Origin of the sequence: Brevundimonas sp. TWP2-1, assembly GCF_049897645.1 — a bacterium.
Lineage (GTDB): Bacteria > Pseudomonadota > Alphaproteobacteria > Caulobacterales > Caulobacteraceae > Brevundimonas.
On sequence record NZ_JAFCWR010000001.1, the window covers coordinates 530,027 to 551,854 of the forward strand.

The window sequence follows — 21,828 nt, forward strand, 5'->3', positions numbered from 1 at the left end:
CGCTGCAAGCGTCTTGGCGACGCGCCCCATCTGAGTGCAAGGTGACGTAGTGCCGTCACGGAAGGGAAGACATGGGCGAGCCCCGCAATCGATATTCGACCGTTTCCCTGCTGTTTCACTGGGGCATCGCCCTGGCGGTCCTGTTCCAGGTGCTGCTGATCACGGCGCATGAGAATACGGAGGGGCCGATTTCGGGCCAGTTCGTGATGCTGCACAAGTCGCTGGGCCTGACGATCCTGACGTTGACCCTGGCGCGGATCGGCTGGCGTCTGGCCCATCCCGCCATTCCCTTGCCGTCCGGGCTGCCGCGGTGGCAGCGGATCGCGGCGCGCGTTAGCCATGTCCTGTTCTATCTGGCGCTGATCGTCATTCCCATGACTGGCTGGCTGGCGTCATCGGCTGGCGGGCGTGCCATCGAATGGTTCGGCCTGTTCTCCTGGCCGCTGCTGCCCATTGGTGGTGGGCGCGAGACGGCGCGCAGCCTGATGGGTCTGCATGAGCTGGCGGTGAAGGGCCTTTACGTCCTGATCGCCCTGCATGTGCTGGCGGCGCTGAAGCATCAGTTCATCGACCGGGACAATGTGCTGCACCGGATGATCCCGATCATCCCCCGCCGGCCGTGAGCGAGACTCCGGATCAGGCGGCGCAGGCGTTGGCGAACGGCGATCTTATCCTGATGCCGACCGAGACGGTCTATGGGCTGGGCGCTGATGCCGGCAATGCCCAGGCGGTCGCGGCAATCTTCGCCGCCAAGGGAAGACCGAGGTTCAACCCGCTGATTTCCCACGTCGTCGATGCGGATGCTGCGGCGGCCATCGGAGCATTCGGTCCGGCGGCACGCGCATTGGCCGAGGCCTTCTGGCCGGGTCCGTTGACGCTCGTCACGCCGGTTCGGGACGCTACGCGCGTCTGCGATCTGGCGCGCGCCGGGTTGGACAGCGTGGCGATCCGCGTGCCCGCCCATCCTATGGCGCGAGCGGTGTTGTCGGCGTTCCGCGGTCCCGTCGTGGCGCCGTCGGCCAATCGCTCGGGACGGCCAAGTCCCACGACGTTCGCGGATGCGGTGGACGAGACCGGCTTTGCGGTCGCCGCCGCCGTCGATGGTGGTTCTTGCCAAGTCGGCTTGGAGAGCACGGTCGTGTCGGTGCTGGACGGACGTGTCGCCCTGCTGCGACCGGGAGCCGTCACCCGGGCCGAGATCGAGGCGCTGGTCGGCCCGCTGGCAGACAGCGGAGAAGGGCATCGGTCGCCTGGGCGGTTGGCTTTGCACTACGCGCCGGACGCGCCGGTCAGGATCGAGGCGGATGAAGCGAAGAGCGGCGAAGTCCTGCTGGGGTTCGGCCCCGGCGTCGGCGATCCGCGCTGGAGTTTGAGTCCGTCTGGCGATCTGCGGGAGGCGGCGGCCAATCTGTTTCGGCTGTTGCGCGAGGCGGACCGGACGCATCCGGTGGGCATCGCCGTTTCGCCGATCCCGATGACCGGATTGGGCGAGGCCATCAATGATCGGTTGAGACGAGCCGCAGGCTTCGTCGGTTAGCCGAACCGGGCCTGTAGATCGACGCTGGACTGGCGGCCGACGCTGGGCAAGCAGGTCGTGAGCCAGTCGTCCGCGGCGGCGCGACCGCGCGCTTTCAGGTCGTTGAGGAAGCCCCATTCGGTATTGAACTTTGACCGCAACGACAGGTCCGACAGCCAGCCGTCCGCCTCGATGGCGTGCAGGCGGACGTGGCAATAGGGGCCTGATCCGCCGCCCTTCAGCTGGCCTTGGGCGATCAGCTCGCCGGCCAGGGCGATGGCGCGCAGTTCGGCGACCAGGGGCGCGTTGAAGACGATCTCGTTCAGCCGATCCACGATGTCGCCGGCGCTGCGGGGCGTCTCGTCGCGCGCCAGGGGGTTCAGCGTCACCAGCAGCACGTCATCCGGTGTATCCTCGCCGGTCAGCGGCCAGAGCGGCGGATTGGTCAGATAGCCTCCGTCCCAATACAGCTCGCCGTCGATTTCGACCGCTTGGAACAGATGGGGCAGGCAGGCGGAGGCCATCAGGACGTCGGCGTTGATCTCGTGCGTCTCGAAAAGCCGGGTCTTGCCTTGGCGGACGGCGGTGGCGGCGACGAACAGCCGTATATCCGAGGCTTGGACCGCGCCGAAATCGACGGCCGCCTTCAGAACTCGATTCAGAGGATTGTGGTTCAGTGGGTTGAATTCATAGGGGCTCATGGACATCGCCAGCGTTTCGCCGGCGCGCCAGAACGGGTTGTCCTTGATCCAGTCGGGCGGCTGGGCGGCGTTCCACATGGCGCTGTCGCCAAAGACGTTTCGACCACCGGACTGGTTCACCTCGCGCCACAGCTTGTCCAGCGCCACACGGGCGTCGCCGGTCGCGAGGCCGGACACCAGGGCCGCGCCGTTCATGGCCCCGGCCGAGACGCCGGACACCGCGCGGACATCCAGCCGGTCGTCTTCCAGCAGCCGGTCGAGCACGCCCCACTGAAAGGCGCCATGCGCGCCGCCGCCCTGAAGGGCGAGACAGACGGGGCGACGGCCCGTGGGAGCGGGCAGATCTTCCGCCGGTTGGGCGGTCTTGCGTATGAAGATCGCCATGGTCGCCCCAGTCTGAAATTATTGAGCGGTCCAACCGCCGTCGATGGAGAAGCTGGCGCCATTCGCCGAGGCGCCGAGATCGCTGACCAGATAGAGGAAGATCCCGGTCAGTTCGTCCGTGGTCACGAATCTCTTGGTCGGCTGAGCGGCCAAAATGACGTCGGTCAGCACCTGCTCCTCGGTCATGTTGCGGGTGCGGGCCTGGTCCGCGATCTGTTTCGTCACGATCGGCGTCTCTACGAAGCCGGGGCAGATGGCGTTGCAGGTGATGTTGTCCCGCGCCAGTTCCAGCGCCACCGTCTTGGTGAAGCCGATGACGCCGTGCTTGGCCGCGACATAGGCGGACTTGAACGGACTGGCGACCAGGCCGTGGGCCGAGGCCATGTTGACGATCCGGCCTCGTCCTTGCGCCTTCATGATCGGGATGGCGGCGCGGGTGGCGTAGAAGGTCGAGGACAGGTTGATGGCGATGATCTTCTCCCACTGGTCGGTGGGGAATTTCTCGACCGATTCGACGTGCTGGATACCGGCGTTGTTGACCAGAATGTCCACGCGGCCGAGTTCGCCCTGGGCGAAGGCGACCATGTCCGCGATCTCTTCGCCGCGTGTCATGTCGGCGGGATGATAACGCACGCGAACCCCGGACGAGGCTTCCAGGTCGGCGCGCGTGCGCTCGATCTCGGCTGGATCCCCCAAGCCGTTCAGGACGACGTCGCCGCCGCCGGCCGCCACGGCCCGCGCCAGGGCCAAGCCGATGCCGGAGGTCGATCCCGTCACGATCGCAACCTGGCCCTTCAGATCGCCGATCATGCGCAGCGCGGGCGTTTCGCCTTTGACGTCAGAGGATGTTTCGGGCCGTTGCGACATGGATCCGCCTTGGGTTCTTTTGCGGGAGACTAACGGCAGGACAGGGCAGGGATCAAGAATTTCCCGATCTGATGAATATCCATTCGCTTTCGGTCGAGGCGGCCTTGTCGAACGTGTAGCCGTCGCGGTCGAAAGCCTTCAGGTCCGCCACCCGTTCCACGCGCTCGTCGATGGCGAAGCGAGCCATGGCGCCGCGCGCCTTCTTGGCGAAGAAGGAGACGACGCGGCTCTCGCCGTTCTTCTCTTCGCGGAACTGCGGCGTCACGACCGGCAGCTTCAGCGCCTTGGCGTCCACTGCGCCGAAATATTCCTGGCTGGCCAGGTTCACCAGGGTGGGATCGGTCTGGCCTTCGGCGTCTTCGTTCAGTTGTTTGGAAATCCGCTCGCCCCAGAAATCATACAGGCTGGTCCCGCGCCGGGTCTTCAAGCGCGTGCCCATTTCCAGGCGATAGGGCTGAATCCGGTCCAGCGGACGCAGCAGGCCATAGAAGCCCGACAGGATGCGAAGATGGTCCTGGGCGTAGTCTAGCGCCTTGGCGTCGAGTTCGCGCGCCTTCAGCCCCTCATAGACGTCACCGGCGAAGGCGAAGGCGGCCTGGACGCCATCTGTCGATTCAGAATCGAAAGCCTTGAATCGCGCGACGTTCAGGGTCGCCAAGTCGTCTGAAATCCCCATCAGGCGGCGAAGATCGGCCTTGGTCTGACGCCGCGCGGTCGTCGCCAGGCTGGCGGTATCCTCGACGAATCGACGTTCAGTGCCGGGAATCGCTGGATCGGCCTCGGTGAAGTCGAGCCGTTTGGCGGGAGAAAGGACGATCAGCAAAAGACGCAACTCCGTAGTGTGTCCGCCCACATAGGATGCTTCGATGACGATTTGAACCGGAGTGCGGAGACGCCTGGCCTTACGCCTCCAAGCGCGACCAGCCCAGCTTGCCGAGGACTTCCATCGGGCGGAAGTCGGCCTTGTAGTCCATCTTGGCCGAGCCTTGGACCCAATAGCCCAGATAGACGAAGGGCAGGCCGACCAGGGCAGCCTGACGCACGTGGTCGAGGATGGCGAACCGGCCCAGGCTGCGGCGCTCCATCATCGGGTCGTAGAAGCTGTAGACCATCGACAGGCCGTCCTTGAGCAGGTCGGTCAGGGTGACGGCGACCAGGTCGCCAGGCCCGCCGTCGGTCGAGGGCAGGCGATATTCGATCAGATGGGTGCGGACGGCCGTGTCCTCGACCATGGCGACATAGTCGAGCCAGCCCATGTCGCTCATGCCGCCGGTCGGGTGGCGCGTGGTCAGGTAGCGGCGCAAAAGCTGGAACTGCTCGGTCGTGGCTTCGGCCTCGACCAGGCTGCGCGACAGGTCTTCGTTGCGGGTCAGCACCTTGCGCTGCGAACGGCTGAAGGCGAACTCCGGCACGGGCAGACGCACGGACACACAGGCGTCACAGGCCTCGCAGGCCGGGCGATAGGCAATGTTCTGGCTGCGACGGAAGCCGGCGATGGTCAGTTCGTCGTTGACGTGGGCGCCGTCGGAGAAGGGCAGATTGGCGAAGACCTTCCGCTCGGTCTTGCCCGGCAGATAGGGGCAGGGCGCGACCGAGGTCATGAAGAAACGGAGTTGTCGGGTCGGTACGTGCTGGGTCACGGCCTCAGGTCCGCATCCGATCTTGCCAATATTGCGACAGGTGAACGCCCATCGCGCGATTTGGCGTCATTCGTGGCCGGGCTGCAAGCGTGTTCGCGTCGCAGCCGAGCGGGGTCACAGAGAGGTGTCCATCGGAAGGACGGGCGCCTCGCGTAGCAGCACGATGGCGATGCGGCGGTTGCCGGCCAAGGTGGGGTCGTCGGGATAGAGGGGATCGGACCCCGCCTTGCCCGCCACCGAATAGACCCGATCAGGATCGACGCCTGCACCCTGAAGCACCAGGCGCGAGCCGTTGGCGCGCTCGGACGACAGGCTCCAGTCCGCAGGCGCGCTGGCGCGGTTGGAACCAGCCGTCGCGCTGGTGTGGCCGGTGATGGAGATGCGGTTCGGCAGTTGGTTGATGACCTTGGACACCGCACGCAGCAGCACCTGGGCCCGCGCGTTCGGTCGTGACGAGTTGTTGTCGAACATCGACCGGCCTTCCTGATCGACCAGCTGGATGCGCAGCCCCTCGGGCGTCTGGTCTACGATCAGCTGTTTCGACAGCTCGGCCAGTTCCGGCATCGACTGCATGGCCTGACGCAGGGATTCGGCGGCGCTGGCGAATTCTGCGGCTTCGCGTTTCTGGATTTCGGCCTGAAGGGCGGCGTCGCTGGCGGACGACAGGCTGGAGCCGGTCTGGTCAGTGGCTGGAGCCTCGGGCGCCAGGTCTTCCAGCACCGACTGGGAGCCGGAACTCTTGGGGCCGTCGTCGCCAAGTGACGTGCCGCCCAGGATGCCGCCAGAACCAGACGTGGTCTCGGACACGCTGGCGGGCGCGAAATATTCGGCGATGCCGCGCTTTTGCTCGGGGTCGGTCGTGTTGATCAGCCACATCAGCAGGAAGAAGGCCATCATCGCGGTCACGAAGTCCGCATAGGCCACCTTCCACGCGCCGCCGTGGTGGCCTCCGCCGGAGACCTTCTTAACCTTCTTGATGAGGATCGGGCGATCGCTCACGGACATGGAATCTGATCCCCAGGAATGGTGCCCCATTGTGGGCTCGCCAAGGTTAACCGGGCGTTGACCTTGAACGACGTCGCGACCCGGCCTAGTCCGACGCGGACATCAAGGAGCCAGTCATGAAGATCGCATTCGCCGGCCTGGGCGTCATGGGCGCCCCGATGGCGCGTCATCTGATCGAGGCGGGCCACGACGTGACCGGCTTCAATCGCACCACGGCGAAGGCCCAGGCCTGGGCGGCGGCGACGGGCGGCAAGGCGGCCGTGACGGTCGCGGAGGCGGCGCAGGGCGTCGAGCTGTTCATCCTATGCGTCGGCAACGACGACGATGTGCGTGCGGTGGTGACGGAGGCCTTGCCGCATCTGTCGGAGGCCGCCGTGATCGTCGATCACACGACCACCTCGGCCAAGGTAGCGCGCGAACTGGCGGAACTGGCGCAGGGGCAGGGGCGGCAGTTCGTCGACGCGCCGGTGTCAGGCGGTCAGGCTGGGGCCGAGAACGGGCAGCTCAGCGTCATGGCCGGCGGGGATGCCGCCGCCTTGGCGACGGCGGAGCCAGCGCTGAAAGCCTATTCCAAGGCGATCAAGCACATGGGCCCGGCCGGATCGGGCCAGCTGACCAAGATGGTCAACCAGATCGCCATCGCCGGCGTGGTTCAGGGCTTGGCCGAGGCGGTGCATTTCGCCCAGGTCGCAGGCCTGGACACCGACGCCGCCTATGAGGCCGTGTCGAAAGGCGCGGCACAAAGCTGGCAGATGGACAATCGCTGGAAGACGGCGGCCAAGGGCGAGTTCGAGTTCGGCTTCGCCGTCGATTGGATGCGCAAGGACCTGGGGCTTGTTCTTGACGAGGCGCGGTCGAACGGCGCGCGCCTCAGCCTGACGGCCCTGGTCGATCAGTTCTACGCCGAGGTTCAGGCCATGGGCGGCAACCGCTGGGATACGTCCAGCCTGGCCGCGCGCCTGCAATCGCGGGACTGACGCCTAAAGCGTGCGGTGCATGATGTGCAGGCCGACCAGGCCGTGGGCCGGGTGATCGAAGGCCTCGGGCACGGTGCCGACGATCTCGAAGCCCAGCTTTCGCCACAGGCCGACGGCGACAGTGTTGGTCTCCACGACCGCATTGAACTGCATCGACTTGAAGCCGGCGTCGCGCGCGAAGGCCAGCGCGGCCTCGCCCAGGCTGCGGGCCACGCCTCGACCGCGCGCGGCGGGACCGACCATGAAGCTGCCGTTGGCGACGTGGGCGCCGTTTCCCTGCTGGTTCGGGATGATCTTCGCGGCGCCCAGCACATGGCCATCTTCAATCGCGACCAGGGTTCCGCCGGGCGCGGGCGGCATCCACATCGTTCGGGCCTGCGCCTCGGTCAGGTCCAGCGGATAGGTATAGGTCTCGCCTGCGCGTGTGACGGCCTCGATGATCGGCCACAGGCTGGGCCAGTCGGCGCCGGTGATCGGCCGGATCTCGACGACCATCAGCCCATCACCCCAGCAGCCGCGCGGCCTGGGGCGCGAAATAGGTCAGGACGCCCGCACAGCCGGCCCGCTTGAACCCGTGCAGGGTCTCCAGAACGGCGCGATCGTGATCCAGCCAGCCGTTGGCGATGGAGGCCTGCATCATCGCGTACTCGCCCGACACCTGATAGGCGAAGGTCGGGACGCGGAAGGTCTCGGACACGCGGCGGACGATGTCGAGATAGGGCATGCCCGGCTTGACCATCACCGCGTCGGCGCCTTCCGAAAGGTCCATGGCGACCTCCTTCAAGGCCTCGTCCGAGTTGGCGTAGTCCATTTGATAGGTCTTCTTGTCGCCCTTCAGCATGGTCGAGGAGCCGACCGCGTCGCGGTAGGGGCCGTAGAAGGCCGAGGCGAACTTGGCCGCATAGGACAGGATCAGGGTGTCATGGAAGCCGTTGGCCTCCAGCGCCTCGCGCACCGCCTGGATGCGGCCGTCCATCATGTCGGACGGGGCGACCACGTCGGCGCCGGCGTGGGCGTGGATGAAGGCCTGTTCAGCCAGACGGTCCAGCGAGGCGTCGTTGGCGATCCGGTCGCCCTCCATCACCCCGTCGTGACCATGGTCGGTATAGCAGTCCAGCGCCACGTCGGTCATGACGCCGATCTCGGGCGCGGCGTCCTTGATGGCCTTGATGCATTCGGGGATCAGGCCGTCGGGATCGGTCGCGCCGGTGCCGACCGCGTCCTTGATCGCGCCGTCCACATTGGGGAAGAGGGCGATCATCGGAATGCCCAGGTCGCGCGCCTCGACGGCGGCCTTGGCGGCTTCCCTGGGCGACAGGCGGAAGACGCCGGGCATGGAGGCGACGGGGACACGATCCTCGGCGCCGTCGTGGACGATCAGCGGCCAGATCAGATCGGCCGGCGTCAGCGTCGTTTCCGCCACCAAGCGCCGCACCCACGGGCTGGACCGCAGGCGACGCGGACGGGCGAGAGGGAAGGGGGCGGGCTGATAGGGAAGCATGACGAAACCTTCGAAACTTGGCGTCGGACTAGCGCCGCAGCGACCGGGGCGCAAATCGCGTGATGCGTCGGATCGTTTCGCGCGTGATGACGGCTTGCGCGGACCGGCGAAATGCGAGCCTATCGCGAAAATCCTGGGAGATGATGATGATCAAGCGATTGGCGGCCGGCGCAGCAGTTCTGGCTCTGGCGACGGGCCTTTCGGCCTGCATCATCGTGTCGTCCGACGGCGGGTCACGGACTGTGGTCGCGAGCGACAACGCCGCCATGGCGGCGCCGTCCTATGTCCCGCTCTACACTGATGCCGTCGCCGATCCGAAGCGTCCGGCCGAAGAAGTGGCCCGCGATCCGCTGCGTCATCCGGCGGACATCCTGGCCTTTGCTCAGGTCGCGCCGGGCGACAAGGTCGCCGACATTCGTCCCGGCGCCGGCTATTTCACCCGCCTGTTCTCGGACGTGGTCGGGCCGACCGGTCGGGTCTATGCCTTCGTGCCCGAGCGGACGATGGCGCGCGAAAACGCCGGCGCAGACGCTCTGGTCGCCGCCTATTCCAATGTCACGCGCGTCAACGGCCTGCTGGACTCGATGACCTACGCCGAGCCGCTGGACATGATCTTCATGAGCCAGGAATACCACGACTTCCACATTCCCGGCTTCAACACCGACGTGGCGAAAATGAATGCGGCCGTGTTCGCGGCGCTGAAGCCCGGCGGTCGTTACATCCTGATCGACCATGAGGCAGCGCCCGGCACGGGCATCTCGGCCGTCCAGACCCTGCATCGCATCGAAGGCGAGTATCTGAAGCGCGAGGTCGAGGCGGCGGGCTTCATCTACGAGGGCGAGAGCACGGCCGTCGCCAATCCAGCCGACGACCACAGCCTGAACGTCTTCGACGAGAAGATTCGCGGCAAGACCGATCAGTTCGTCTATCGCTTCCGCAAGCCCAGCTGAAGCTGAGCGATAGTGAGAACCGTTATCAATTAAGGGTTTGGGTCGTTTTGTCCATGTGGCTCGCATGGACAAGCCCGCGCCGGGGGAGCAAATAACGCAAAGACATCGCCATAAGCGAAAGAACGCGTAGTTTGTTCGACTATAAGGCCGCCTTTAAAAGCTCAGTGGAGCAGGTTCGCAGCGAGGGACGTTACCGCGTCTTCGCCGATCTGAAACGCGTGCGCGGACAGTTCCCGCTGGCGGTGCGTCGTCGCGACGACGGAACCCAGCAGGACGTCGTGATCTGGTGCTCCAACGACTATCTCGGCATGGGCCAGCACCCCGTCGTGCTGGATGCCATGCATGAGGAGATCGATGCGGTGGGCGCCGGCGCCGGCGGCACACGCAACATTTCCGGCACGACCCGTTCCGCCGTCGATCTCGAAGCCGAACTGGCCGATTGGCACCAGAAGGAAGCGGCGCTTCTGTTCACCTCGGGCTATGTCGGCAACGAGGCGACCCTATCGACGCTGCAGAAGATTCTGCCCGGCCTGATCACCTTCTCCGATTCGCTGAACCACGCCTCGATGATCGCCGGCATTCGCCACGGCGGCGGCGAGCGTCATGTCTTCATGCACAACGACCTGGCGCATCTGGAGGCCCTGCTAGCCGCAGCGCCGGCCGAGGCGCCGAAGCTGATCGCCTTCGAAAGCGTCTATTCGATGGATGGCGACATCGCCGATCTGGCCGGCACCATCGCCCTGGCGAAGAAATACGGCGCCCTGACCTATCTGGACGAAGTCCATGCTGTCGGCCTGTACGGCGAAACCGGCGCAGGCGTGGCCGAGCGCGACGGCGTGCTGGACCAGATCGACATCATCGAATGCACCCTGGGCAAGGCCATCGGCGTGATGGGCGGCTATATCGCCGCCGACGCCATGATCATCGACGCCGTACGCAGCTGGGCCTCGGGCTTCATTTTCACCACTTCTCTGCCACCCGCATTGACGGCGGGGGCGCTGGCCTCCGTGCGGCATTTGAAGGCCCACCCGGAACTGCGCGTCCAGCACCAGGAACGCGCCGCTACGCTGAAGTCGCGTTTCGCGGCGGCCGGCATTCCCGTGATGGAAAGCGAGAGCCACATCGTGCCGGTGCACGTCGGCGATCCGATCCACTGCAAGATGATCTCGGACATGCTGCTGGACGAGTACGGCGTCTATGTTCAGCCGATCAACTACCCAACCGTGCCCAAGGGAACCGAGCGTCTGCGCTTCACTCCCTCGCCGAACCACACCGACGCCATGATGGATCACCTGGTCCAGGCGATGGACAAGCTGTTCGCCCACTGCAACGTGGCGCGCCGGCCCGTCGCGGCCTGAGGCTCGGCGATGGCGGATGACGACCTCGGTGAGGTGATCGTCGAACTGGTGCGCAACGGCCCCTACGTCAAATGTTCCGCCATCCACGTCGCCACCGGCCGCGAGGTCAGCGCCATCGGGCCGGTCAATGAGCCGAAGTCCGTCGAGCGGGTGGCGATCGCCAAGCTGCGGCGGGCTTTGGCGCCAGGCTGACCACAAGATGTTGTGGTCGGGCGCTGTGGGGACTAGATAGGCGGCCTTCTGATTTTCGGGGATTCCAGCGTGACGGCCTTCACCCACGACGCCTATTTCACCAAGACGCTCGCTGACGCCGATCCGGACGTCTTCAAGGCCATTCAGGGCGAGATGGGGCGGCAGAAAGAGCAGATCGAGCTGATCGCGTCCGAGAACATCGTCTCCCAGGCGGTGCTGGACACGCAAGGCTCTGTGCTGACGAACAAATACGCCGAGGGCTATCCCGGTCGTCGCTATTACGGCGGCTGCGAATTCGTCGATGTGACCGAGGATCTGGCGCGCGAACGGGCGAAAAAGCTGTTCGGCGCGGCCTTCGCCAACGTCCAGCCCCATTCGGGCGCCCAGGCCAACCAGGCGGTCTTCTTCACCCTACTGCAGCCCGGCGACACCTTCCTGGGCATGGACCTGGCCTGCGGCGGTCACCTGACTCACGGCTCGCCGGCGAACCAGTCGGGCAAGTGGTTCCGGCCGGTGACCTATAAGGTGCGCGAAGACACCCACCTGATCGACTACGACCACGTCGCCGAAATGGCCGAGCGCGAGAAGCCCAAGCTGATCCTGGCCGGCGCCTCGGCCTACAGCCGCCATATCGACTTCAAGCGGTTCCGCGAGATCGCCGACAGCGTCGGCGCCTATCTGATGGTGGACATGGCCCACTATGCTGGCCTGATCGCCGGCGGCGCCTATCCCGATCCCGTGCCCCACGCCCACGTCGTGACGACGACGACGCACAAGACGTTGCGCGGGCCTCGCGGCGGCATGATCCTGTCCAACGACGTGGACCTGGGCAAGAAGATCAACTCGGCCGTCTTCCCCGGCCTGCAGGGCGGGCCGCTGGAACATGTGATCGCGGCCAAGGCCGTGGCCTTCGGCGAGGCGCTGCAGCCCGAGTTCAAACTGTACGCCCAGCAGGTGGTCAAGAACGCCCAGGCCCTGTCGGGCGTGCTGATCGAGCGCGGTCTGGCCATCGTCTCGGGCGGCACCGACAGCCACCTGGCCCTGGTCGATCTGCGGCCCAAGGGCGTGACCGGCAAGGCGACCGAGCACGAGCTCGAAAAGGCGCTGATGACCTGCAACAAGAACGGCGTGCCGTTCGACACCGCGCCCTTCACCGTTACTTCGGGTGTCCGCCTGGGCACGCCGGCGGGCACCACGCGCGGCTTCGGCGAGGACGAGTTCAAGCAGATCGGCCACTGGATCGCCGACGTCGTCTCGTCGATGAACGGCGGCGACGAAGCCGATCCTGCCGTGGTCGCGGGCGTCGCGGCCCAGGTTCGCGAGTTGACGAACCGCTTCCCGATCTACGGATAAAGCCCTGATGAAGTGCCCTTTTTGCGGTCATCAGGATACTCAGGTGAAGGACAGCCGGCCGTCGGACGACGGCTCGGCCATTCGACGCCGTCGATCCTGCCCCAACTGCAATGGGCGCTTCACCACCTTCGAGCGGGTGCAGCTGCGCGAACTGGTCATCCTGAAACGCAACGGGCGGCGCACGCCGTTCGAGCGCGACAAGCTGGAACGCTCGCTGGGCGTGGCCCTGCGCAAACGCCCGGTCCAGGCCGATCAGGTCGAGCAGATGGTCAACCGGATCGTGCGTCAGTTGGAAATCCTGGGCGAGACCGAAATCCCGTCCAGCACGGTCGGCGACTTCATCATGAAGGCGCTGAAGGGCGTGGATGAGGTCGCCTATGTCCGCTACGCGTCGGTGTACAAGGACTTCCGCCACACGGGCGACTTCGCCAAATTCCTGGGCGACGAAGGGTTCGACGAACCGTCCGGCAAGGCCTGATGCGGGTCACCCTGAAACTGGCGACCTCGCTGGATGGGCGCATCGCCACGGCGTCGGGCGAAAGCCAGTGGATCACCGGCGAGGCGGCGCGGCTGGAAGGCCACCGCCTGCGCGCCGCGCATGACGCCATCCTGGTCGGCGTCGAGACGGTTTTGCACGACGACCCTGAACTGACGGCGCGACTGCCGGGGCGCAGCGTGGATCAGCCGCTGCGCGTTGTGCTGGACAGCCGCTTGCGGACGCCGCCGACGGCGAAGCTGGCGAGTGAAAACACTCTGATCCTGACCGTCGCCGCCCCACGCCCTATCGGTGCGGCCGAGGTGAAGCGGGTCGAGGCGGACGACGGGCGTCCGGCGATCCCGGCGGTTCTGCAAGCTTTGAAGGCGGCGGGCGCCAAGTCGGTGCTGATCGAAGGCGGGGGGCAGGTCGCGGCGTCTTTCCTGCGCGCCGGCGTTGTGGATGCGCTGGAATGGTTCCGCGCCCCGATCCTGTTGGGCGGTGACGGCAGGCCCTGCGTGGCGTCCCTGGCTCTTGCAAAGCTGACTGACGCCCCCAAGTTCCGTCGCCTGGGCGTCGAGCCTGTCGGGGACGACCTGTGGGAACGCTACGCGCGTCTCTGACGCGGTCGATTTCAGACGATTGAGACTATTCAGACTGTGTTTTTCGGGTCCGAAAGGGGCCAGCGTCCAATGTTCACCGGCATCGTCACCGACATCGGCCGCGTCCGCGAGGTCCGCGAGACCGATCGCGACCGCCGTTATGAGATCGAAACCATCTGGGATACCGACGGCATCGACCTGGGCGCCTCGATCAGCCATGCGGGTTGCTGCCTGACGGTGACGGAAAAGGGGCAAGATGCACGGGGGGGCTGGTTCGCCGTCGAGGTGTCGAACGAGACGCTGTCCAAGACCACCCTGGGCGCCTGGAAGGCCGGCGACGGAGTCAATCTGGAGCGGGCGGCCAAGCTGGGCGACGAGATGGGCGGCCATGTGGTGTCGGGCCATGTCGACGGCCTGGGCCGCGTCGTCTCGATCACGCCCGAGGGCGGATCGCACAGGATCCAGGTCGAGACGCCGGCGCCCCTTCACCGCTATATCGCCGCCAAGGGATCTATCACGGTCGATGGCGTGTCCCTGACAGTGAACGCCGTCGAGGGACAGATATTCTCGCTGAACATCATCCCGCATACGTGGGATGTGACGACCCTGGGACGTCTGAAGGTCGGTGATCCGGTCAATCTGGAGATCGACATGCTGGCGCGTTACCTCGCGCGGTGGCAGGAGACGGCGTGATGCAATTGGCCGCGAACATGAACGACAGTCCGATCAGTCCCATCGAGGACATTCTGGAAGACGCCCGCAACGGCCGTCCCTACATCCTGGTGGATGCCGAGGATCGCGAGAACGAGGGGGACATCATCATCCCCGCGCAGTTCGCCACCCCCGACCAGATCAACTTCATGATCCGCCAGGCGCGCGGCCTGGTCTGCCTGGCCATCACCGCGGACCGAGCGAACCAACTGCGCCTGCCGCCGATGGCCGCTGACAATCGCGAGAGCATGAAGACCGCCTTCACCGTCTCGATCGAGGCCAAGGACGGCGTGACCACGGGGATTTCGGCGGCCGACCGGTCGCGCACCATTCATGTAGCCACAGACGCGTCGAAGGGCATGGACGACATCGTCTCGCCCGGCCACATCTTCCCGCTGGTGGCGCGCGACGGCGGGGTTTTGGTTCGCGCCGGCCATACCGAGGCGGCGGTGGATATCAGCCGGATGGCGGGCCTGACCCCGGCCGGGGTGATCTGCGAGATCATCAAGGACGACGGCGAGATGGCGCGGATGCCTGATCTGGTCGCCTTCGCCCAACTGCACGGGCTGAAGATCGGCACCATCGCCGATCTGATCGCCTATCGCCGCCGCACCGAGCGGTTTGTCGAGCGGATCATGGACACGCCGTTCGAGAGCGTGCACGGCGGGCCTTTCCGGCTGATGCTCTACAAGAACACCATCGAGGGGGCCGAGCACGTCGCCCTGGTCAAGGGCCGCATCGACCCGACCAAACCGACGCTGGTGCGGATGCACCAGGTAGACTTCGCCTGCGACCTGCTGGGCCATGTCGAGGCGCGCCAGGACTATGTGCCCACCGCACTGAAGCAGATCACCGATCACGACGGCCCCGGCGTCGTGGTCTTCCTGCGCGATCCGTCGCTGACCTCGCTGGCCGAACGGTTGGCGGGGGTGGACAAGCCGGCGGCGATGGACCGGTCGCTGCGCGCCTATGGCGTGGGGGCTCAGATCCTGCTGGACCTGGGCGTCAAGGACATGATCGTGATGAGTTCGACGCGACCCGAACCGACGGCGCTTGAGGGCTATGGCCTGCGCATCGTCGGCTGGCGCGACATGGATGGAGAAGACAAGGCGTGACTGACGCACCCCGTATTCTGATCGTCGAGGCGCGCTTCTACGACGACCTGGCCGACGCCCTGCTGGAAGGCGCCAAGGAGACGCTGAAGGCGCGGGGCGTAGACTTCGACGTCATCACCGTGCCCGGCGCGCTTGAAGTTCCGCCCGCCATCGCCCTGGCCGAGGAAGCCGGGCGTTTCCCGACCGCGCCTCGCTATGACGGCTATGTGGCGCTCGGCACGGTCATCCGCGGCGAGACCTATCATTTCGAGATCGTCTCGGACCAGTCTGCGGCCGGCATTATGGCCTTGGGCGTCAAGGGCGTGATCATCGGCAACGGCATCCTGACGACCGAAGACGAGGACCAGGCCTGGTATCGGGCCCGTCTGTCGGAAGGGGATAAGGGCGGCGGCGCGGCCAAGGCCTGCCTCGACCTCATTGCATTGAAGAAGCGGTTGCGTCATGGCGTCGGCGCATGACTGAACCTAACAGCGTCAAAGCCGTCCTCGAACAACTCGCCGAAGCCGAAAGGCAGCGCGCCGAGCCCAATCTGAGCTCGAAACAGCGTCGCGCCCGCACCGTGTCGCGCCTGGCCGCCGTCCAGGCCCTGTATCAGATGGAGCTGGCGGGCGAGGGCGTGGAGACGGTGATCACCGAGTTCTCGAACTTCCGTTTCGACACCGATATCGAGGGCGAAGCGCTCGCCGAGGCCGACGAGGCCTATTTCGCCGACATCGTGCGCGGCGTGATCGAAAGCCAGCGCGACATCGATGCGGCCATCAAGGCGCGCCTGGCCTCGAACTGGAAGCTGGAGCGGCTCGACGCCACCCTGCGCGCCCTGCTGCGCTCGGGCGCCTGGGAGCTGATCAAACATCCCGAAACACCGCGCGAGGTCGTGATCGACGAATATGTCGAACTGGCCAAGGCCTTCTTCGACGATTCCGAGGCGCGCTTCGTCAATGCGGCGCTGGACGGTGTGTCCAGAGACACGCGCAAATAATGCCGGCGCTCGACGTCGCGGGCGAGTTCGAGACGATCGAGAGGCTGTTGCGGCCCCTGGCCCATCCCGAATGGGGCAGGGGGCTTGCCGACGATGTGGCGGTCCTGCCGTCGCGTCCCGGCTACGATCTGGTCCTGACCAAGGACGCCATCGTCGAGGGCGTGCATTTTCTGCCGGACGATCCGCTGGACACGGTGGCCAGGAAGCTGCTGCGGGTGAACCTTTCGGATCTGGCGGCCAAGGGGGCCGAGCCGTTCGGCTATCTGATGGCCTGCTGCTGGTCCGAACGCTGCGGCTGGCCGGAGCGCGAGGCCTTTGCGGCCGGTCTGGCCGAGGATCAGGCGGAGTTCGGCGTCTTTCTGCTGGGTGGGGACACCGTGAAGACGCCCGGCCCGGCGACGTTCTCGCTGACGGCCTTGGGATGGGTTCCGACGGGTGCGTCCGTGTCGCGTGCAGGCGCCCAGGCCGGGGATCTGGTGTTCGTGACCGGCGCAATCGGCGACGGCCTGCTGGGTTTGAAGGCGGCCCGGGGCGAGCTGTCGCTGGCGCCTGAACGCCTCGCGGCCCTGGCGACCCACTACCGCACGCCGACGCCGCGCGTGGATTTCGCCGATGTCGTGCGGGATTTCGCGACGGCCTCGGTCGATGTCTCGGACGGCCTGGCCGCCGATCTGGCCCATGTCGCCAAAGCGAGCCGGGTAGGCGTCTCATTGAACCTGAACGTCCTGCCTCTGTCGGCGGCGGCCCAGGCCTGGTTTGCGGACCGGGTTGATCCGCAGCTGTCGCTGGAAGACCTGGCAAGCGGCGGCGACGACTATGAGATCGCCTTCACCGCCCACCCGCGCCACGAAGAAACCCTACGTCGCGAGGCTGAACACCGCCTGTTGCGTCTGACCCGAATTGGCGAGGTGACCGCTGGATCAGGCCTGACCGTCACCTATGACGGCCTGCCCATCGTCATGGCGCGCGGCGGTTGGACCCACGGTTGAGGTGGCAAGGGAATCCTAACGGCCTTGCGTCATAAGCGACGGATGAACCGTCGCTCCCTGATCACCGCCGGAACCGCCGCTCTCGCCGGGGCGGCCGCCACATCCGCAACCGCATCGAGCAGCAGCGACGCGCCCGCTGCGCCGGCCGCGCTGAGCATCGCCGGCCTGGGCCTGCCCGTGATCGAGGGCGGCCGACTGAGGAACTACGTCTTCGTCGCGCTGCGCCTTCAATTGGGGCGAGGTAAGACGGTCGAACAGATGCGGCCCAAGGAAGCGTTCTTCCGTGACGCTCTGGTCAAGGCCGCGCATCGGACGCCGTTCACCGTCGCGGGCGATTGGACGCGTCTGAACGAACAGACGCTGTCCGCCGCGGTCTTGGCGGCTGCAAACGCGATCTCCGGGCGAGGCTCGATCACTGGCGTCGAAATCGTGTCGCAAAGCCCAAGACGCCGCACGGGCATGCCGACGACGCGTTGACGGCTCGTCGATCACGGTTGCGCGACCTGTAAGGCCATGACACGCTCCTCTTGCAAATCCCAAAGGACGCACTGACGCGTCCGCCGCGTGCGGGGGGACCGGAAGGCGGACAGAGGCGATAACGCCCGACCGCGCCAAGGCCTGCGCGCCTGTTTGCAAGGGCATGGAAACGCCAATGACGAACTCACTTACGCTGGTCTTCGCGGCCGGTGTGCTGGCGGTGCTGTATGGCGCCGCTCAGACCGCCGTGCTGATGAAGGCGAGCACCGGCAACGACAAAATGCGAGAGATCGCCGCCGCCATCCAGGAAGGCGCCTCCGCCTATCTGAAGCGGCAATATCTGACCATCGGCATCGTCGGGATCGTGATCCTGATCGCAGCCTATTTCCTGATCGGCATCTACGCCGCCGTCGGCTTCCTGATCGGGTCCGTCCTGTCCGGCGCGGCCGGCTATGCCGGGATGCTGATCTCGGTGCGAGCCAATGTGCGCACGGCGCAGGCGGCGTCCGAAAGTCTGTCCAAGGGGCTGAACCTGGCGTTCCGCTCGGGCGCCATCACCGGGATGTTCGTGGCGGGCGGGGCCCTGATCGGGGTGTCGGGCTATTATATCGTGATGACCCAACATCTGGGCCTGGCGTCGACCGGACGGGAGGTGATCGACGGTCTGGTGGCGCTGGGCTTCGGCGCGTCGTTGATCTCGATCTTCGCGCGTCTGGGCGGGGGAATCTTCACCAAGGGCGCCGACGTGGGCGGCGACATGGTGGGCAAGGTCGAGGCGGGCATCCCCGAGGACGATCCTCGCAACGCCGCGACCATTGCTGACAACGTCGGCGACAACGTCGGCGACTGCGCCGGCATGGCGGCCGACCTGTTCGAGACCTATGCGGTGACGACCGTCGCGACCATGGTTTTGGCCGCCATCTTCTTCCGAGGACAACCCTATGTCGATCTGATGATGGTCCTGCCTCTGGCGATCTGCGCGGTGTGCATCGTCACCTCCATCGTCGGCAGCTTCTTCGTGCGGCTGGGCAAGAGCCAGAACATCATGGGAGCCCTGTATCAGGGCCTGATCGTGACCGGCGTCCTGTCCATCGGCGCGGTGTGGTGGGTGATAAACCAGATGGTGACGGGGCCGATCGTGACGGCCAGCGGCCTTGAGATTCAGCCGATGGCGCTGTTCTGGTCCGGCATGGTCGGTCTGGCGGTGACGGCGGCGATCGTGGTGGTGACCGAATATTACACCGGCTCGAACTTCCGGCCTGTACAGTCCGTGGCCAACGCCTCGGTCTCGGGACACGGCACCAATGTGATCCAGGGGCTGGCGGTGTCGCTGGAATCCACCGCGCTTCCGGCCCTGACGATCATCGTCGGCATCGTCGCCAGCTTCCAGCTGGCGGGCCTGTTCGGCATCGCCATCGCCACCACGACCATGCTGGGCGTGGCGGGGATGATCGTGGCGCTGGACGCCTTTGGGCCGGTGACGGACAACGCCGGGGGCATCGCCGAAATGGCGGGCCTGCCCAGCGACGTGCGTCATTCGACGGATGCGCTGGACGCCGTGGGCAACACGACCAAGGCGGTGACCAAGGGATATGCCATCGGTTCGGCGGGCCTCGGCGCGCTGGTGCTGTTCGCCGCCTATACGTCGGACCTGCAGTATTTCTCGGCCAATCCGGCGGACTATCCGTTCTTCGCCGACATGGGGCCGATCGCCTTCGATCTGACCAACCCCTACGTCGTCGTCGGTCTGCTGTTCGGGGGGCTGTTGCCCTTCCTGTTCGGCGGGATGTCGATGATGGCGGTGGGACGTGCGGCCGAGGCTGTGGTCGCCGAGGTACGGCGTCAGTTCCGCGAGAACCCCGGCATCATGACCTATGAGGTCAAGCCGGAGTACGGCCGGGCCGTCGACATCCTGACCAAGGCGGCGATCCGCGAGATGATCGTGCCGTCGCTGTTGCCGGTGTTGTCACCCATCGTCCTGTTCGTCGCCATTCTGGGCATCTCGGACAAGGCCAACGCGTTTGCCGCGTTGGGCGCCATGCTGATGGGGGTGATCGTCACCGGCCTGTTCGTGGCCATCTCCATGACCTCGGGCGGCGGCGCCTGGGACAACGCCAAGAAGGTGATCGAGGAAGGCTTCACCGACAAGAACGGCGTCGTCCACGGCAAGGGCTCCGAAGCCCATAAGGCGGCCGTGACCGGCGATACGGTGGGCGATCCCTACAAGGACACCTCCGGTCCGGCGGTGAACCCGATGATCAAGATCACCAACATCGTCGCCCTGCTTCTGCTGGCGGTGCTGGCGAGCGGAAACATCGGCTAGGTCGTCTGACTGCCGATACGAAAACGCCCCGGAGAGCGATCTCCGGGGCGTTCTTGTTTGGGAAGAAGGTCGCCTTAGTCGGGGCGGCGCTGGCCGGGCGTGTCTTCGTCGGTCCGAGGCAACTGGCCACGACCGACATTGCCGAGCAGTTGTTCCAGCACCGTCAGCTCGCGACCGCGCGTCGGCGTCTCGTTGCGGTTCATGGCGATCTGTTCGCCATCGGTCAGGCCCAGTGTGCGCACCGACGCCACCTGGTCGCCCTGCGGCACGAAGGTGATCTCCGTCACCGTGCGGGTGGAGACCTTTGGCAGGTTGTAGGTGTATTTCTCGGTCGTCTGGCTGATGTAGTACCAGACCTGATCAGGCTCGAAGGTCGAGGTGGTCGAGGGCGAGCCCAGCTTGGCCAGGACCGTCTCCTTGGTGTCGGTGCCGGCGACCACGTCCTGCGGCTTGGCGTCGATGGCCTGGAAGCCGTTGGAGCCGATGGTCGGAGCACAGGCGGCGGACAGGCCGGCCAGCGAAACGGCGACGAAAAGCGGGACGAAACGGGACATGGTCGGGCGCCTGCGAGAGAACAAGGTCTTTGACCTAGACGGACCTGCGTCCTAGTTCAACGGCGCGGCGGAAAAGGGGCCGTTGAAACCCATGCTCAAAAACCTGTTCAAAGCCCGACCCGGCGTCCGTATCGGTGACGATCTGTACGCCAAGGCTGTCAGCCAGGCGCGCAATCCGGCCTTCTATACGCGGCTGGGCGTCGCCGACCGCATCGACGCCCGATTCGAACTTTATACGTTGCACGTGCTGCTGCTGGTGCTGCGGCTGCGCGACGAGAATACGGCCCAGGGCCAGGATGCGGCACAGGCTGTGTTCGACGTCTATGTCTCCGCGCTGGACCATGCCCTGCGTGAGGAAGGCGTGGGCGACGTCGCCGTCGGCAAAAAGATGCGCAAGCTGGGCGAGGCCCTGTACGGCCGGATGAACGCCTATGAGCAGCCGCTGCGGGCCGACGACGCCGTCGCTCTGGCCGAGGCGATGGCGAAGAATGTCTATGCAGAGCCGCAGGCGATGCACGCAGAGGAACTGGCGCACTATGCGCTGACCACACGCGCGGCTCTGGCGGCGCAGGATTTCAACAAGGTGCTGGCGACGCCGGCCTGGGCGGAAGTTTAAGACAGATGAGCGTGACGCTCCCCTACAGCGAGACGGTGCGGGTCAATCAGATCGGGGCCGGACTGAGCCGGAAACTTGAACCCGATGCGGACACGCGCAAGCGAATCGCCCGCGCTCTGGATCTGCAGGGCCTTGAAGACTTCGTCGTGGATTTCGACGTGAAGCCGACCCCCTCCACCAGCGAGTGGACCCTGAAGGGTCGTATCACGGCCCATGCCATTCAGTCCTGCGGCCTGACGCTGGAGCCTTTGCCCGTCGATGTGGATCGCCGCTTTTCGATCCAGCTGGTCCAGGCTAAGCCTCAGGAGACCGAGGAAATCGAGGTCACGCTGGACGAGGAAGACGCCGATGTGATCGAGGACGGCAAGATCGACCTGGGTCAGTACGCCGTCGAACAACTGCTGCTGTCGCTGGATCCTTTCCCGCGCAAGCCGGGCGCGGAATTCGTGCAACCAGAGGAGCCGGGCGAGATTTCACCCTTCGCCGCCTTGAAGGCGCTTAAATCTCAGGACGATAAAGGCTGAGGTTGACGCAGGGGCCGGG

Annotated in this window: 26 protein-coding genes; 18 read left to right on the forward strand and 8 right to left on the reverse strand. The window is 65.8% G+C overall.

Going from position 1 to position 21,828, the window contains the following annotated elements; genetic code table 11:
• The first annotated feature begins 71 nt into the window (after positions 1-71).
• Both ACP7BH_RS02690 and ACP7BH_RS02695 read left to right on the forward strand, forming a co-directional pair.
• Positions 72-623 (forward strand): cytochrome b, encoded by a 552-nt coding sequence (locus ACP7BH_RS02690; RefSeq protein WP_425983946.1) that lies wholly within the window; start codon positions 72-74, stop codon positions 621-623.
• Entirely contained in the window at positions 620-1,537 is a 918-nt protein-coding gene (locus ACP7BH_RS02695) for an L-threonylcarbamoyladenylate synthase (RefSeq protein ID WP_425983944.1), read from the forward strand. Before ACP7BH_RS02690 ends, ACP7BH_RS02695 begins: the two co-directional genes overlap by 4 nt.
• Here the strand turns inward: ACP7BH_RS02695 and ACP7BH_RS02700 are convergent.
• From ACP7BH_RS02700 to ACP7BH_RS02720, 5 genes are all read right to left on the reverse strand, one after another.
• Entirely contained in the window at positions 1,534-2,601 is a 1,068-nt protein-coding gene (locus ACP7BH_RS02700; protein WP_425983942.1) for a patatin-like phospholipase family protein, read from the reverse strand. The genes ACP7BH_RS02695 and ACP7BH_RS02700 overlap by 4 nt on opposite strands.
• Before the next feature lie 18 nt (positions 2,602-2,619).
• Positions 2,620-3,411, reverse strand: coding sequence for a 3-hydroxybutyrate dehydrogenase (locus ACP7BH_RS02705; protein ID WP_425983940.1), 792 nt, complete (start codon positions 3,409-3,411; stop codon positions 2,620-2,622).
• Between the two features lie 109 nt (positions 3,412-3,520).
• Positions 3,521-4,291 carry a peroxide stress protein YaaA gene (gene yaaA, locus ACP7BH_RS02710; RefSeq protein WP_425983938.1) on the reverse strand — a complete coding sequence of 257 codons (771 nt, stop codon included), beginning with the start codon at positions 4,289-4,291 and terminating at the stop codon, positions 3,521-3,523.
• 79 nt (positions 4,292-4,370) lie between these two features.
• Positions 4,371-5,108, reverse strand: a complete 738-nt coding sequence (locus tag ACP7BH_RS02715) for an arginyltransferase (RefSeq protein WP_425983936.1) — start codon at positions 5,106-5,108, stop codon at positions 4,371-4,373.
• 114 nt (positions 5,109-5,222) lie between these two features.
• Positions 5,223-6,113, reverse strand: a complete 891-nt coding sequence (locus ACP7BH_RS02720) for a flagellar motor protein MotB (RefSeq protein WP_425983934.1) — start codon at positions 6,111-6,113, stop codon at positions 5,223-5,225.
• Between the two features lie 116 nt (positions 6,114-6,229).
• On the opposite strand from ACP7BH_RS02720, the gene ACP7BH_RS02725 reads away from it, so the two are divergent.
• Positions 6,230-7,090: an NAD(P)-dependent oxidoreductase gene (locus tag ACP7BH_RS02725; RefSeq protein WP_425983932.1), complete on the forward strand. Its 861-nt coding sequence runs from the start codon at positions 6,230-6,232 to the stop codon at positions 7,088-7,090.
• Positions 7,091-7,093: 3 nt separating this feature from the next.
• On the opposite strand, the gene ACP7BH_RS02730 is transcribed toward ACP7BH_RS02725, so the two are convergent.
• Positions 7,094-7,585, reverse strand: coding sequence for a GNAT family N-acetyltransferase (locus ACP7BH_RS02730; RefSeq protein ID WP_425983930.1), 492 nt, complete (start codon positions 7,583-7,585; stop codon positions 7,094-7,096).
• Between the two features lie 7 nt (positions 7,586-7,592).
• Entirely contained in the window at positions 7,593-8,591 is a 999-nt protein-coding gene (gene hemB, locus ACP7BH_RS02735; RefSeq protein WP_425983928.1) for a porphobilinogen synthase, read from the reverse strand.
• 146 nt (positions 8,592-8,737) lie between these two features.
• On the opposite strand from hemB, the gene ACP7BH_RS02740 reads away from it, so the two are divergent.
• The 13 genes from ACP7BH_RS02740 (at position 8,738) to ACP7BH_RS02800 (ending at position 20,115) form a co-directional block, all read left to right on the forward strand.
• The gene (locus ACP7BH_RS02740) at positions 8,738-9,541 is read left to right on the forward strand and encodes a class I SAM-dependent methyltransferase (protein WP_425983926.1); all 804 of its coding nucleotides are present in this window, start codon (positions 8,738-8,740) and stop codon (positions 9,539-9,541) included.
• A gap of 131 nt (positions 9,542-9,672) precedes the next feature.
• Positions 9,673-10,899 carry a 5-aminolevulinate synthase gene (gene hemA, locus ACP7BH_RS02745; RefSeq protein WP_425983924.1) on the forward strand — a complete coding sequence of 409 codons (1,227 nt, stop codon included), beginning with the start codon at positions 9,673-9,675 and terminating at the stop codon, positions 10,897-10,899.
• 9 nt (positions 10,900-10,908) lie between these two features.
• Positions 10,909-11,091 carry a DUF6898 family protein gene (locus ACP7BH_RS02750; RefSeq protein ID WP_425983922.1) on the forward strand — a complete coding sequence of 61 codons (183 nt, stop codon included), beginning with the start codon at positions 10,909-10,911 and terminating at the stop codon, positions 11,089-11,091.
• 69 nt (positions 11,092-11,160) lie between these two features.
• A complete protein-coding gene (glyA, locus tag ACP7BH_RS02755) occupies positions 11,161-12,444 on the forward strand; it encodes a serine hydroxymethyltransferase (RefSeq protein WP_425983920.1) in 1,284 nt (427 codons plus the stop codon).
• 7 nt (positions 12,445-12,451) lie between these two features.
• Complete coding sequence (gene nrdR, locus ACP7BH_RS02760; protein WP_425983918.1) at positions 12,452-12,922, forward strand: transcriptional regulator NrdR; 471 nt, start codon at positions 12,452-12,454, stop codon at positions 12,920-12,922.
• Positions 12,922-13,542 (forward strand): RibD family protein, encoded by a 621-nt coding sequence (locus ACP7BH_RS02765; protein WP_425983916.1) that lies wholly within the window; start codon positions 12,922-12,924, stop codon positions 13,540-13,542. Before nrdR ends, ACP7BH_RS02765 begins: the two co-directional genes overlap by 1 nt.
• A 69-nt stretch (positions 13,543-13,611) precedes the next feature.
• Positions 13,612-14,214, forward strand: a complete 603-nt coding sequence (locus ACP7BH_RS02770; protein WP_425983914.1) for a riboflavin synthase — start codon at positions 13,612-13,614, stop codon at positions 14,212-14,214.
• The gene (ribB, locus tag ACP7BH_RS02775) at positions 14,214-15,347 is read left to right on the forward strand and encodes a 3,4-dihydroxy-2-butanone-4-phosphate synthase (protein WP_425983912.1); all 1,134 of its coding nucleotides are present in this window, start codon (positions 14,214-14,216) and stop codon (positions 15,345-15,347) included. The genes ACP7BH_RS02770 and ribB overlap by 1 nt, the downstream gene beginning before the upstream one ends.
• Positions 15,344-15,805 carry a 6,7-dimethyl-8-ribityllumazine synthase gene (gene ribH, locus ACP7BH_RS02780; protein WP_425983910.1) on the forward strand — a complete coding sequence of 154 codons (462 nt, stop codon included), beginning with the start codon at positions 15,344-15,346 and terminating at the stop codon, positions 15,803-15,805. The genes ribB and ribH overlap by 4 nt, the downstream gene beginning before the upstream one ends.
• On the forward strand, positions 15,802-16,326 hold the full coding sequence (nusB, locus tag ACP7BH_RS02785; RefSeq protein WP_135195986.1) for a transcription antitermination factor NusB: 525 nt from the start codon (positions 15,802-15,804) through the stop codon (positions 16,324-16,326). Before ribH ends, nusB begins: the two co-directional genes overlap by 4 nt.
• A complete protein-coding gene (gene thiL / locus ACP7BH_RS02790) occupies positions 16,326-17,315 on the forward strand; it encodes a thiamine-phosphate kinase (protein ID WP_425983908.1) in 990 nt (329 codons plus the stop codon). Before nusB ends, thiL begins: the two co-directional genes overlap by 1 nt.
• A 42-nt stretch (positions 17,316-17,357) precedes the next feature.
• Positions 17,358-17,792: a hypothetical protein gene (locus ACP7BH_RS02795; RefSeq protein WP_425983906.1), complete on the forward strand. Its 435-nt coding sequence runs from the start codon at positions 17,358-17,360 to the stop codon at positions 17,790-17,792.
• Between the two features lie 175 nt (positions 17,793-17,967).
• Complete coding sequence (locus ACP7BH_RS02800) at positions 17,968-20,115, forward strand: sodium-translocating pyrophosphatase (RefSeq protein ID WP_425983904.1); 2,148 nt, start codon at positions 17,968-17,970, stop codon at positions 20,113-20,115.
• A 74-nt stretch (positions 20,116-20,189) separates the two neighbouring features.
• Here the strand turns inward: ACP7BH_RS02800 and ACP7BH_RS02805 are convergent, their stop codons facing one another.
• A complete protein-coding gene (locus ACP7BH_RS02805; protein ID WP_409717904.1) occupies positions 20,190-20,669 on the reverse strand; it encodes an outer membrane protein assembly factor BamE in 480 nt (159 codons plus the stop codon).
• Positions 20,670-20,760: 91 nt separating this feature from the next.
• Here ACP7BH_RS02805 and ACP7BH_RS02810 point away from each other — a divergent pair, with 91 nt between their 5' ends.
• Both ACP7BH_RS02810 and ACP7BH_RS02815 read left to right on the forward strand, forming a co-directional pair.
• Positions 20,761-21,285, forward strand: coding sequence for a ubiquinol-cytochrome C chaperone family protein (locus ACP7BH_RS02810; RefSeq protein WP_425984814.1), 525 nt, complete (start codon positions 20,761-20,763; stop codon positions 21,283-21,285).
• A gap of 5 nt (positions 21,286-21,290) precedes the next feature.
• Positions 21,291-21,809 carry a YceD family protein gene (locus ACP7BH_RS02815; protein ID WP_425983902.1) on the forward strand — a complete coding sequence of 173 codons (519 nt, stop codon included), beginning with the start codon at positions 21,291-21,293 and terminating at the stop codon, positions 21,807-21,809.
• Positions 21,810-21,828: the final 19 nt, after the last annotated feature.